Annotated in this window: 5 protein-coding genes; 2 read left to right on the top strand and 3 right to left on the bottom strand. The window is 46.6% G+C overall.

Annotated elements, in window-relative coordinates; genetic code table 11:
* Positions 1-126: 126 nt before the first annotated feature.
* Entirely contained in the window at positions 127-8,442 is an 8,316-nt protein-coding gene (locus DN53_RS02585; protein WP_129652851.1) for a T9SS type B sorting domain-containing protein, read from the bottom strand.
* A 155-nt stretch (positions 8,443-8,597) separates the two neighbouring features.
* Between DN53_RS02585 and DN53_RS02590 the strand changes: the two genes are divergently transcribed.
* Positions 8,598-9,722 carry a PQQ-dependent sugar dehydrogenase gene (locus DN53_RS02590; protein ID WP_129652852.1) on the top strand — a complete coding sequence of 375 codons (1,125 nt, stop codon included), beginning with the start codon at positions 8,598-8,600 and terminating at the stop codon, positions 9,720-9,722.
* Between the two features lie 9 nt (positions 9,723-9,731).
* Here DN53_RS02590 and murQ read toward each other — a convergent pair whose 3' ends face one another.
* A complete protein-coding gene (gene murQ, locus DN53_RS02595; RefSeq protein ID WP_129652853.1) occupies positions 9,732-10,544 on the bottom strand; it encodes an N-acetylmuramic acid 6-phosphate etherase in 813 nt (270 codons plus the stop codon).
* A gap of 4 nt (positions 10,545-10,548) precedes the next feature.
* Positions 10,549-11,298: a DeoR/GlpR family DNA-binding transcription regulator gene (locus tag DN53_RS02600; protein WP_129652854.1), complete on the bottom strand. Its 750-nt coding sequence runs from the start codon at positions 11,296-11,298 to the stop codon at positions 10,549-10,551.
* A 342-nt stretch (positions 11,299-11,640) separates the two neighbouring features.
* Between DN53_RS02600 and DN53_RS02605 the strand changes: the two genes are divergently transcribed.
* Positions 11,641-14,616 (top strand): SusC/RagA family TonB-linked outer membrane protein, encoded by a 2,976-nt coding sequence (locus DN53_RS02605; RefSeq protein ID WP_129652855.1) that lies wholly within the window; start codon positions 11,641-11,643, stop codon positions 14,614-14,616.
* Positions 14,617-14,644 lie beyond the last annotated feature (28 nt).

A 14,644-nucleotide genomic window follows, 5' to 3' on the forward strand; every position in this document is an offset into this window, starting at 1 on the left:
TTTTACTGATATTACCTCGCCAATTCCCGAAATTAAAAAAGGAAAAAACAAGCCTTTGGAAATACTGTAAATCCCATAAGTACAATTTACAGGTTTACCACACTGAAAACAAGACCGGATCAAGACTTATCTGTACAAGGTGAAATGCCCCACAAATCGTTGTTTCTCCCGGTCATTGGCATTGACCACGTACCAATAGTCACCCGTGGGCAAGGGTTTACCCTCGTAGTTTCCATCCCATTTCTTCACTTGGTCCAAATGGGCCACTACCCTACCGTAGCGATCATAGATAATGACTTCAATGTTGGGGAAAAACTCACGATTCCCGGGATACCAGTAATCATTCAGGTTATCGCCATCCGGGGTAAAGAAATCCGGCATTTCCGGCATTCCCTCAAAGTCGAATGGCATTACCAAGTTTGCTACACATCCTCGTTCATCACGAACCATAATGTTGACATTGGCATCTACACTGATGTTAAAAGTGTTGGTTTCACCATACGATTCCCCTTGGAAGAAATATTCGTATCCGCCATAACCGCCCGTTGCCATGGCAGTCACCTCATTGGGACCTGTCTTAATTGCCTCCAAGGTCAGAGGTTCGTAGGCTTCAACTTCAAACTCTACAAAGGTTACACATCCATTTTGGTGATAAATGAATACAGTGTGCTCCCCTGCGGGAAGGTCGCCAAAAGTACGCTGCTCGGTAGCCAAAGCAACATCATCAACATCAAGGGAGAACAGCAATTGTGGCAGTAAAGAATTATCCGCTATGGAAATCCGTGCCGTACTATTGGGGAAAATCCCATCACAACCATACTCTATAATCGGTTCGGCCATGATCTCTATTCCTATACCTATATTCGCAACAACAGTGGTCTGACAGCCATTGGCGTCCCTAACAAAAATCACATAGGTCTCCCCTCCTTGGAGATGGTCGAAAAACAGACTGTCATTCTGGACAAAATCGGCATCATCGGCAGAATTCACGCTGGTAAAATACGGTGCAGTGCCCCCCGTTACATTCAAGGTCAAGGTACCATCGTCGTCCCCCAGACATACTTCCGGAGTGGTAGAGGCCACACTTGCCACCAATTCGGCCGGTTGGGTAATTTCCACCGTTCTGGTAATGGTACAGCCCAAGTCGTCCTGAATAATAATATCGTAGGTTCTTGGAGACAAATCGTTGAACGTTTTCCGATTCGGATTGCTGGGGTCATCCCCCTCAAAGAACTCACTCAATGTATCGGAAATGGAGTACCGAATAGCTCCCGTACCACCACTGGCCTCGATAATGATCTGTCCGTTGGCATCGCCGGCGCAGACCACGGGTACCGCTTCAAGATACTCTAATACCAAAGGTGGTTTGGGGTCTATTACTATGGGGTCGGATATGGCCTCACATCCGCCACTTTCTGCATATACATAATAGGTTCCGGGGTTCAACTCCCTAAAGATCCCTGAACTTTGTGCCGGACGTACCATGGTGGCAGGGGTCACTGGCAAGGTGTTGGAGTTTACCAAAGTATACATATAACTACCAATCCCCCCAAAGGCTTCGGAACGGATAATTCCGGTTGCCTCTCCTGCGCAATTGATGGTAGCGTTGGTCAAATCCAGTGCAATCACCAAAGGTGCAGCGGGGTCCAAGGAAATTTGGTTGGATTTTTCAAACGGACATCCGTTTGAATTCTGCACATCGTATTGGAATGGACCTGGGTCCACCGTAATGTCCTCGGCAATCACAACGCTGGTCATACCGGCACCAAAGGCCACAAATGGGTCCGATGTACCTGCCCTGCGGTAGAAATATTCCACCCCGGGCTCTGGATTGGTCACCGTGAGTTCCATTCTACCCAAATCCCCACATCCGGGTGGTTGCAGCTCCACAAGCTCGGCCACTATAATTTCTGGGTCATCAATGGTAATAAGGTCCGTAGTAAAACTACAGTTCCATCCATCAAAAATGGTAATTCTGTAGTCCCCGGCCGAAAGGTTGGCAAACGTTGGTGTGGTCTGCAATCCGCTATTGGTACCATCCGTAATCCTATTCAACTGATAGAGGTAATTTCCGGGGCCTTGTCCCCCAGACACCAAATCAGCTTGTATTATGGCATTGTTGTCATTGTTACAGGCCAGCCCCTGCACGATTTCTATGTTTGCGGTAATTCCAACGGGTGGTGGCAAAAAGATGTCCCGACCAGCCTCACAACCTCTTACATCCTTAACATTTACGGTATAGGTGTCGGTGGATAGATTTTCAAAAACAGGGTTGGTGTTGGGATAATCCACCAAAACAGTCCCATCTGACGCTACCAATTGATATTGGTACGTACCCCAACCGCCATCCCCGGTCGCCGTAATCTCACCCAAACCGGGAACATTACAGGTTACTGGTGAAGTTTCTATAGCATCAACAGTAAGTGCCCTGTCCGGGGAACGGACCGTAGTCACATTACTGATCACATCACAGAACGGGGAATCCAGAGCTTCAATACGTACCACCAAGTTTCCAGCAGGCACATTCGGAATCAACTCTGGTGAGTTGATGGGTGCATTGGTATCAAAACTACCGGTAACCCCTGTAGAAGTCTCTACTCCAGAGTTATCCCTCGTGAACACCTCGTAATTGTACTGTCCGCTATAGTTGTTGATTTCCAGGCTGATGACCCCATCGCTTCCATTAAAACACATCACTGGTTGCACTTCGGCAATCACCGCCTCAATGGTATTGTATTCCGGCATGTTGACCGTGGCCGTTAGATAGGTACATCCTCCACTACCCACATCGGTCACCGCAAAAATGTAGTCCCCTGGGGTGGCAATGTCCCAGGTAACACGGTCTGAACCCCCTGAACTTCTTGCAGGTTCAGAACCCAAAGGAAGAATTTCCACTTCATAGTTTCCAGGACCCTCATTGATGATGATATCAATGGTTCCCGGATTGACCCCTGTGCCCGAAGCGTCACAGGTAATCTGATTTATATTGTAGCTAAACGTGATGTCCGTGGGGCTGTTGATGGTAACCGATGATGTGTCCTCACAGCCATTCTGGTCCCTAACGGTGAGGGTTATGGTCTGGTTGGTACCATTGTCAATCACCTCAAAAGTATTACCCGTCTGAAAATTGGTGCCATCAAACTGGGGGGTACCATCATTCATGCTATACGTATATGGTCCGGTTCCCGTACTGGTCCCAGTGCCATCGCCATTGGTATCCGTAAAGATCGTGATGGTGGCCGTACTGAACTGGTTGCTTGATGGATTACAGCTGAATTCGGTATGGATGGCATTGGATTGCAGCAAAGAGGGCTCATCAATGATGATGTTGCCCGATCTATCGGTACAACCTCTATCCGATACCACCTCAACCTGGTAGGTATTGGGTTGAAGGTCATCAAATACGGGTGAACCTTGAGGTCCGGCAATCACAGTTGAACTCGATCCCAAATACAGCACGTAGTTTAAAGGAGTGTCCGTATCACTTCCCGGTTGCAACTCCACCGAAATGGTACCATTATCGGCTCCATTACAGGTAACATCACTACTTGGCGTGGCCGTGATCACCGGAGAGTTTACGGTACTCACATTGACTATGGCTTCATCGGAACAAAGAGGAGTGGTATTGGAGCTCAAATCGGTCACCAAAATATTGTAATCTCCGGGCAAAACACTGTTGAACACATTGGTATATTGTGGCGAACCGATATTGGCCAAAGTTCCCGCGTCCCGCAATTGATACTCAAAATTACCACTACCACCCGTAGTGTTCACGGTAATGACCCCATCCCCGGCATTACAAGTGGGGAATGAAGTGGCATCGGCGGAGATGGCAAAGAAATCGAACACCTCTGCCGTAACCGTATTGGTACAGCCATTGCCGTCCCGTACGGTAATCAAATAGGTTCCAGGGTTGGGCACGGTAAAAGTAGTTCCAGTCTGGAATCCACTTCCTATGTCATATTGAAATGTATTCTCCGGTTCAGGTCCAGAAGTCAACGGGGACACCATATGAATCTGATACCCACTGGTGGCCGTACATTGGTTGACCACATCTATGACTGGAGTAGGCACCCCAGCTTCTTGGGTAACGGTTAATGTGGTAAATGCGGTACACCCACTGGCATCCTGCACATAAAAATCGTAATCTGAAGGGTAAGGTCCCGCTATCTCAAAAGTAGTTTCCGGGGAAAAGACGGTGGGTTCTGCCGCTCCTGTGGGCACATAGGCATAATTGAACGGCCCGGTACCCCCAAAACCTCGAACCGTGACCAAAGCACCCGCATTACAGGTCGCCTCCACAAAGTTATCGATGGCAATGGAAGGGGAACTAAAGCCAATAAAGACCAAGGTACTTCCACTACATCCTGTATCGGTATCATTGACGATAATCTGATAGTTACCAGGTGTCAGTCCTGTAAACGTATTTGTGAAGGGGAGTGATTCATTGGTAAAGGATGTTGGTCCTGACAGTGTAGCTCCCGTATCTGTATTTTGCAGGGCAACCGTAAAGTTCGCAGGATTGTTTGGCAATCCAGAAACCTCATAGGTAATGGTTCCGCTTCCCGATACATCGCAAGAGGCCGAAGTGGTCGTTGCCGTGACCGCAACAGTACTTGGTGTGGTAATAGGTTCTATTTCCTCAATATAAATACATCCCAAGGCATCCATCACTTCCACAAAATAGGTAACCCCAAAAGTTACTTCTGCTGAGAAATCGTGAATATCCACCCCATTGACATTGGCCGGCACAAAGGCACCTCCGCCAACAAGTCTAAATTGGTATGGTGCCGTACCTCCAACCGCCTGTACCCTGTAGGACAGAAAAGGATCGGTACAGTTTAGTGGAGCAGCGTCCAAAGGAATCAGATCCAAGCTGTTTTGGTCAAGGACCACCTCATCACGGTCCTCACAACCCTGTGCATCCGTGGTAACGATGGTATAATTCCCAGCCGGAAGGTTGGGGAAATTTACCGTAGTACTTGCCGTACTCATGGAAGAGGCCACCAAATTCCCGGCCACATCCAATAGGACATAATCAAACGGGGCAACTCCATTGTTGATCGTTGTGGAAATGGACCCGTTCACGGATCCTGATGAACACACCGGGTCTGTAGGGGTCACTGTGGCATCCAAAGGAGAACTGGCCCCAATGGTGACATCATAGGCTGGACTTACACAGCCCCTACTATCTCGAATGACAAATCCACCATGGGTTCCCGGGCCATATCCCGAGAAAATATTTTGTGTGCTAAAAGTAGCCCCATTATCATTACTGAACTCATATGGGGGAATCCCTTGGCTCGTATCCGGAATGAGCTCTACAATGCCACTGGTATTGTCACCACATTGGGTATCCGTACCCACTACCGAACCTGCGATGGTCTCCGGTGGAGAGATGGTCACTATATTGGTTTCGTTGGTACAGCCTTGGGCATCCGTAATCAAAAACTGGAATGTGGTATCCGAAATGATAGATCCATCATTGGAAATATTGTACACAAATGAGTTTCCTGTGATGTTGTTATTGTCCGAAGTATACGGGGCTCCATTGATACTTACTTCATAAATATCATAGTTTCCTCCCGAAGTATATCCATTGCTGATGTTCACCTGAATTTGGGCAGGTGGTCCGGCACAATCCAACTCCTGGATGGTGGTGGCATTGGCGATTACCTGGGGCTCAATGGTCGCTGTGACTGTATCCCTACAATCGTTGCTGTCCATAACCTCGATGGTGTAGGTGCCCGGGGTAAGCCCAGAAAAACTATTGCTTCCGCCCCATGTCCCTCCATTGATTCGATATTGATAGGGGGCAACGCCCAAGGTGGCATTCACCACCAAAGTGGCCGCGGTAAAATTATCGTAACAAAAATCTGAAGCAGCCGTATCCAAAGTCAAGGTGGGTGCTTCCAATTGGGTCAAGGTAAAGCTATCCGTCACCGTACAGCCATTGGCATCGGTTACGCTTACCTGATAGGTACCGTCTTGGGAAAGATTGGAGAAAGTGCTTCCATTTTTTGGACCTCTGGTGGACCCATCAGGCTGGGTAAGGGTATAACGATTACCACCCCATCCCCCAACGGTATTGATTCGAACAGCTCCGATGTTTCCATTTTGACAGCTCATATCGGTAACATCCAAACTGGAAATGGCAAAGGCTGTTGAAGGTTCCTCTATAACCAAAGTGGCGGTATCGGTACAGTTGGTCTCTTCATCGGTCACGGAAATGACATAACTACCCGCCGCCAACCCTGTGACCGGTATAATACTTCCATTCTGACCGGTAAAAACCGTTCCGCCATCAATACTATAACTATAAGTGGTGTTGAAACCATCTACCAAGAACCGACCTTCCCCATCGGAATCCCCAACACAGGTGACCACTTTGGTCTGTTGGGCGGTTACTCCAATGGAACTGATATCGGTAATGGCATAGTTCTCGTCATAGGAACACCCTTCATTATCGGTCACCCTAAAGGTGTAGGTACCCAATCCCAGTCCGGTAAAGGTGTCATTGTTCCCATTATTGACCACACTCGCAGCCGGGGCAATAATCTCATATGTATACGGTCCAGTTCCCCCGGTAACCGTAAGTTGTAGGGAAGCCGTAGTGGTGATACAATCCAAACTGGAAATGGCAAAATCCAGATTGGTGGGTTTGTCCAAAGCATTGAAAACAATATCCGGCAGTGTTTGAACGCATCCATTGGCATCCCGTACCAATGGGGTATAGGTTCCCACTCCCAAATTAGGAAAAACTGGGTTTGTACTGAACCCGGCCCCTACGCTGTATTCATAAGGTGCTGTTCCTCCAGAAACCCCGGAAATGGTAATTTGTCCCCCATTTTCATTGGAGCAGGTAGGAACCGTGTTTGGTGTAGCCGTTGCCACAATGGTCGAAGGCGTTCCAATGGTAGCCACTTGTGGTGTTGTGGTACAGGTAAAGGAGTCCTGCTCATATCGCAAAACCACATCGTAGTTGCCTGGGGCCAAATTGGAGAATACGTTACTTATTTGAAAGGTAGCCCCATTATTGATGCTATATTCAATTTCATATCCAAATCCATTGGTGACATTGATGGTAACCCTACCATCATTGGCGCCGCCACAATTGGCATCTTCCTCAGTGATGTTAAAAATTGGCGGTGGAATATCCGGAACATCCACAGAGGCGCTCCGCTGGCATCCATTGGCATCTTCCACCAAAACATTGTAAGTGCCCGGTGTAGATACTAAAAAACTGGTGGAACCGGCATAGGTGGAACCAAAAGGGGCCCCATCCACACTGAAACGGTAAGGAGCGGTTCCTCCTGAAGTGGTCAGGTTTACATTTACCGAAGTAGCCCCACACCCAAAACTATCGGAGGCCGTGGCCGATACTGCCAAGGGACTTATTCCATTTCCTATGGTGATGGCATCTCCGTTTATATCTGTTGTGATGGTCTCAGAACAATTATTGGTCTCTACCCGGATGCTGTAGGTGCCTGGACTGACATTGGCAAACGTATAGGCATCGGCTCCGTTGGGTCCAAAGGTATCCACGGTAACCCCGTTCTTCACCAATCGGTAGGTATAAAACCCCGGAACACCGGATACTTGTACATCTATACTTCCCAACTCCCCACTACAAAGAATGTCATTGGCGGTCACATCCACTGTAATGTCCAAATCGTTGACTGTAACACTGTTTGATGGAAAAACACAGGCACTGGCCGAAACATTTTTCAAACGTACATATACCCTGTAACTTCCTGAAGCGGTAATATCGAAGAAGGGTGCATCTTGGTAAGGCCCTGCCGGACTGTTCAAACTGTATTCATATCCCGCAGGAACATTGGTCACCTCTACCCTACCCGGATTGCCACATACAATATCCTCCTTGATCAATTGTGGGTCCAATGGGTTTAAGGTCGATTTAAAATAATAGTATTGACCAGAGCCTACCCGTACCCTGAACTCTCCTGCCGTGGAAAGATCATAGGTAGGGTCTATTCCCACCGTATTCCATGTACAGGCCCCATTTATGGTGGGACAGTCATCCACCACCGTTGGCGCACAGGTATTGGGGTCCAATTTTTGCCATTGATAACTTGCACCGGACTGACTGAGCGTTAGGGTCCTAACGTCACTGGTTCCGCACAGGAAAAATTTGGCAAGAGTACTTCCATCGTTGGGACAGACCACTTCTTGATTGGCCCCTTGGATAATGGTAGCGAACATACTTGCACTGGCAAAGGAATGGGATATATCCAGTTTGGACTCAGAGGCCTCAACAGTATGCACTGAAGTCCCTTCTTCCATCTTGGATTCAGAAACCTTGGATACAATATGGGTGAGCATCTTTTTGACTTCCGTCTTGGCTAATACCGTGGAACAAAAAATGGATATGGATACCACCAACACGGCATATAGCAGATGCCTTGTCTTTTGAGGGAGCATAGGTTAAGTCTTGTTAGGACAGAATATTCAGATTTGGGACCTTAATATTCTAAATCGTAGTTATCTATACTTATAAAATTCTCTTTATCTTTTCAGCAATCAACTACTAAAAAGTAGTCGTTCATCTATAAAATCTATTATTTCAACGTAAAACTATGAAAAAAAGTGTGGTGTTTCTGTATTTTTTCGTTGTACTGCTCGGTACATCTTGCGCCCAAGTCCCCGATAAGGGCATTCATTTTCCAAAAACCATTGATTTTACTGTAGAACCCGTCATTACCGGTATTCAAAACCCATGGGGTATGGCTTTTCTTCCCAATACAGGTATTTTGGTGACCGAAAAATCAGGGGAACTGATTCTTCACAACAATGGAAAAACAACGAAAATCGGGAATATCCCAAAAGATATCTATGCGCGTGGACAGGGCGGTTTGATGGATATAGAACTACATCCCAATTACAAAGAAAATGGGTGGATCTACTTCTCATATGCTTCCAGTGCAGGGGACCAAAAAGGAGGGAATACGGCCATTTTCAGGGCTAAACTTTCCAAAAACAAACTTGCACAGACCCAGCTTCTTTACAAAGCCGAGCCCAACTCCACCAAAGGACACCACTTTGGTTCCCGCTTGGAGTTTGATACAGATGGGTATTTGTATTTTTCCATTGGAGACCGTGGGGACAGGGACATAAACCCCCAAGACATTACTAGGGATTGTGGTAAGATATACCGAATACATGACGATGGCCGTATCCCCAAAGACAATCCGTTTGTTGGAAAAACCGGCGCAAAAACTGCTATTTACAGCTATGGACATCGAAATCCCCAAGGATTGACCCTTCATCCCGAAACGGGAGAATTGTGGGAGCACGAGCATGGTCCAAGGGGTGGGGACGAAATCAATATCATCCAAAAAGGGAAAAACTACGGATGGCCCGTCATTACATTCGGCATCAACTATAGCGGCACAAAGATTACGGATGAAACCTCGAGACCCGGCATGCAACAACCTATATACCAATGGACCCCTTCCATTGGTCCGTCCGGAATGACCTTCGTTTCTTCCAGCAAATACCCCAAATGGAAAGGGAATTTATTGGCCGGTTCCCTATCCTTCCAATATTTGGAACGCTTGGTCATTGAAAATGGCAAGGTCACCTACCGTGAAAAATTATTGGACGGCATGGGAAGAATCCGAAACGTAAGGCAGGCTCCAGACGGATTTATTTATGTGGGCATAGAAGGCAAGGGGGTCTATAAATTGGTCCCCAAGTCTTGATAGACAGACTTATTTTAGTGCGTCAATCGCAGCCTTAACGGAACCGTATTGCTTTAGGGCCTTTTGAGCCTCCTCATATTCCAGTCCCAGTTCTTCCATGACATAGCGGGTACCACGGTCCACCAATTTGATGTTGCTCAACTGCATGTTCACCATTTTGTTGCCCTTCACCCGTCCCACACGGATCATAACCGCTGTGGAAATCATATTGAGTACCAATTTTTGACTGGTCCCACTCTTCATACGGGTACTACCGGTCAAGAATTCCGGTCCTACATTGATTTCAATGGCAATATCGCTTTCCGTTGCCAAAGGTGATCCAGGATTATTGGTAATGCCCGCAGTAAGGATACCATGCTTCTTGGCATCGGCAATACCTCCCAAAACATAAGGTGTGGTTCCAGATGCAGCAATACCTACAAGGACATCGTTTTCATTGATATTATGTTCCATCAAATCTTTCCAGGCCTGCTCCCTGTCATCTTCGGCCAACTCCACCGATTTGCGGATGGCAACGTCACCACCAGCCATCAACCCAACTACCCTGGTATGGGGCATTCCAAAGGTTGGGGGGATTTCAGAGGCATCCAGAATACCCAATCGCCCGCTGGTACCGGCTCCGATATAGAACAAGCGCCCTCCTTTTTTGAAACGGGGGGCAATCTCATCCACCAGTTGTGCTACTTTGGGCAATACCGCTTCCACGGCATGGGCCACTTTTTTGTCTTCATTGTTGATGTTGGTCACAATATCCAAGGCATCCATTTGGTCCAATTGGTCATAAAGTGACGGTTGTTCAGTGATTTTGATGTGTTTTTCCACTTGGTTACAGTAATTGTATGTTCATATTCTTAAATGCATTGAGTTTATCATCCCATGGTTCCAGTTCGGTGATCAATACGTCAATCTCTTCAACATCACATATCTTAAAACGTTGCAGCGAACCGATCTTTTCGGATATACATGGGGATACCACTTTTCGGGAACTATGGATCATGGCCTTTTTCATTTGCACAATTTCCCAATCGAACTCCGTGAGTCCCTCAACCGGGTGCAAGGAATTGGTCCCCAAAAAACAGATGTCCACCTTGATTTCAGAAAGCATATTGATGGCACTGCCCCCAATGGCAATCTGGGAGTCTTTGGACATTCGCCCCCCTATAAAAATAACTTCAATATTGCTCTTGGTCAACAATTGCACGGCAATGGGCAAACTGGGTGTAAAACAGGTCAGTTTAAATTTCGAGGGCAAACGCTTGGCCAACTCCAAATTAGTGGTTCCACCACTCAATAAAATTACCTGGCCCTCCTTGATCAAGGAAAGACATTTTTCCGCAATCCGGGATTTCTCCTCCAGCGAGTAAATGGTTTTCCCAATAGGATTATAATTGTTGAAGCCCAATGAAATGGCTCCACCATGTACCTTTTTCAGCAACTTGGAATTATGGAGTTCCTTGATATCCCTCCGCACCGTATCTACCGAGACATCCAACAAATTGGCAATATCAGTTAACAATACCCTATTATGGATGCCCACTTCATTGATAATAAATCGATGCCGTTCTTCTTTTAGCATATGGAGGCTAAAGTTAAATAAATCCTAAAAACATTGCTTATTACAGCAATATATTGCAAAAATAAGCAGATATTCGGATAATATCGATTAAAACTGCTTTTAACTGCAATCTTTTGCTGTTTTTGTATATATTTGGATGTAGAATTTCGATTTTTTGCAAGAGTACTGTGGACTTTTATTCATTCTTTATTCCTGAAAAAGAATGTTTAATGATAAATATCAATCAAGTCCTTGGGATTTTGGCAAACCATCAAATTCACCACGGAAAATATAGCTCCACCCAAAGCCATTGACCGTGAACTTGCTAAATACTATTAACTCTTAATTAAACTACTCAGATTTATGGGAAAACTTCATGATTACTTAGGAAAAATGAGGTTCCGATTGGCTTTACTGGCCCTTTTGGCAACAACGTTGAGCGCGTTTGGCCAAAGTCAGTATACCTTGACGGGGACCGTAACTGAAAGCGGCACTGGACTTCCAGTGGTAGGCGCATCAGTATTTATTGAAAACACATCGTTCGGTACCGTTACCGATTTTGATGGAAACTACAGCTTTACAGCTTCATTGGAATCCGGATCACACAGCCTATCCTTCAGTTCGTTGGGCTTTTCATCCCAAAAGATAGCCATTGATGCCGGTGGCAACCTTACCATTACCACAGATGCTGTCCTAGCAGAGGATTTATTGAGCTTGGATGAGGTGGTCGTGACCGGTACTGGTGCCGGAGCCAACAAAAGAGCCTTGGGGAACGCCATTTCTTCGGTAAAATCAGAAGACTTGGTAGACAATGGGGCCACGCAAATCGACCAGGCCATTGCCGGTAAGATCACAGGGGCCTTGGTACAGCAGAATTCTGGTGACCCAGCAGGGGGTATCAGCATCCGTTTACGGGGACCCAGTACCATTTCCGGTAATTCGGACCCCCTTTATATTGTGGATGGTATCATCATAAGCAACTCCAGTAATGAACTCGTAGATTTAGGGGGAAACACCCAGAACCGTTTGGCGGATATCAACCCTAACGATATTGAGAAAATAGAAATCATCAAAGGTGCCGCTGCTGCTGCCATTTATGGTTCCAGGGCGAGTAACGGGGTAGTTCAGATCTTTACCAAACAAGGAAGAAGTGGGGAACCCAAGTTTTCCTTCATGACCAATACGCGTATCAACGAGCTACGCAAGGAAATCGATTACAATACCGTGCCTTTGGCGTGGACCGCTCCAACCGACCGTTCCGACCTGAACACGGTTGCTGCAGATCGATATAATCTTCAAGATGAAATCTTTGAGTCTGGCTTTGGCGTGGAAAACTACCTTTCCATGACCGGAGGTACCGAAAAAACCTCCTATTACCTTTCCGCTTCCCATTTGAGCAACGATGGGATTGTGAAAAACACCAACTTCAAACGATATGGGTTCAAGGCCAACCTTACCCAACAAGCCTTTGATTGGTTAAAGGTCACCGGTGGTTTCAATTATGTGCGAAGTGTAAGTAAGGATGTGCCCAATGGAGGAATCAACAATGCCTATGGCGCCATCACCGGATTTGTTTTCAGTGACAACTCGGTAAACCCGGCTCCGGATGAATCAGGAGTGTATCCGGTAACCTCTCTATTGGTTCCCAGGACCAACCCTGCAGAGGCCGTTGCCCGATTCGATTTCGGTCAGAAGACCAATCGCTTTATCACCAGCGTTGCCTTGGATGCCAACTTTACGGACAATCTGAGCGCCAAGTACACCTTGGGTATGGATTATTACAACCAATCCGCCACAGCCTACATCCCCATCAACAATACATCACCCAATGCCGATGGATATGCAAGACGGTCAGATTTGAACAGCTTTCAGTACAACTCGGATTTGAACCTTACCTATAAAGCCGATATTACCGATGCCATCGCATCCACTTCAACCGTTGGGGGATCATGGCAATATGAAGAGCGTGACAGGGTAGGCATCAATGCCACAGGACTTCCTCCTGTTGTGGAGACCGCTACCGGAGGCAGTATTTTGGAGCAAGGCGAAACACGTTCCCAAATATCCTATTGGGGTGCCTTTTTCCAACAATCCTTCTCGTTCAATGACAAAATTTACGTCAACGGAGCCGTTCGTATGGATGGCGCATCAACATTCGGTGAAGACGAAAGAAATCAGTTGTACTTCAAAGCCAGTGGTTCTTATGTGGTTTCCGACGAAGACTTTTGGAAAAGTACCTTCGGTGGAGCCTTCAACCTGTTCAAGCTAAGAGCTTCTTGGGGACAAGCAGGTAACTTGACCGCCTTGGGTGCCTTTGATAGATTTTCAGTCTACAATCCCGATGCCTTGACCGGTTCGGTGAGTTTGATTCCTTCCACTGCCCAAGGTAACGAAGACCTTAAACCAGAACGTCAAGATGAGATTGAAATTGGTTTTGATGCTGGATTGTTGAACAGCCGATTGGGTATTGAGTTCTCCTATTACAAACAAAAAGTGACCGATCTATTGCTTCCAAGAGTTTTGGCTCCTTCCAGTGGATTCGGTTCTCGTTTTGAAAATGTGGGGAATTTGGAAAATACCGGTGTTGAGATCCTGTTGCGTGGAGCTCCTATAAAAACCCAAGACTTTAGCTGGGACGTTACCGCCACATTCTCCAAGAACAAGAACGAGGTGACCAACGTTGCCGGAGGTGGAAGACTGGCCTTGGCTGGAAGTTTCTCAACCAACTATGTCATTGAAGGAGAACCTTTGGGTGTGTTCTACAGACAGTTTTACGCCAGAAACGAAGATGGTTCCATTGCATTGGATGCCGATGGGTATCCGTACAGAGGTACTACCGAAGATGGTGAATCCTCAAAAGTATTGGGCGATCCCAACCCAGATTGGTTTGGTTCTTTCATCAACGAATTCTCTTATAAGAACTTTGGACTTCGCGTACAGTTCGATGCCGTTCAGGGATACGATGTCTTCAACTGGAACCGCAGATTGCTGGACAACGTAATCTTTGGTGGTGGTGCCCAAGTAGGGCAAGAACTATTGGGCAATTTGCCTAAAGGATATGGAAGTGCACAGGCCAACATCTTCGAAGAATTTGTAGAGGATGGTTCTTTTGTAAAACTACGGGAAGTGGCCTTGAGCTATGACTTTAAGCCCAAATGGGAGTGCATAGACAACGTGAAAATAAGTTTGGTGGGAAGAAACCTGGTTTCTTGGGACGACTACTCCGGATGGGATCCAGAAGTAAGTGCCGCCGGACAGAGCAACGGAGTACGTGGATTTGATTTTGCCACCGTGCCTATTCCAAGAACCTATCAACTAGGCTTTAACGTTAGTTTCTAATCCAATAAAAAATTGATGATGAAAATAT

This window comes from Flagellimonas olearia, from assembly GCF_004150225.1.
Taxonomy (GTDB): domain Bacteria; phylum Bacteroidota; class Bacteroidia; order Flavobacteriales; family Flavobacteriaceae; genus Flagellimonas; species Flagellimonas olearia.

What these genes read in the sequence shown, in the direction of transcription:
- DN53_RS02585 (WP_129652851.1), bottom strand. Translation starts at nt 8,442, where the DNA reads ATGCTCCCTCAAAAGACAAGGCATCTGCTATATGCCGTGTTGGTGGTA.
- DN53_RS02600 (WP_129652854.1), bottom strand. Translation starts at nt 11,298, where the DNA reads ATGCTAAAAGAAGAACGGCATCGATTTATTATCAATGAAGTGGGCATC.
- DN53_RS02590 (WP_129652852.1), top strand. Translation starts at nt 8,598, where the DNA reads ATGAAAAAAAGTGTGGTGTTTCTGTATTTTTTCGTTGTACTGCTCGGT.
- DN53_RS02605 (WP_129652855.1), top strand. Translation starts at nt 11,641, where the DNA reads ATGGGAAAACTTCATGATTACTTAGGAAAAATGAGGTTCCGATTGGCT.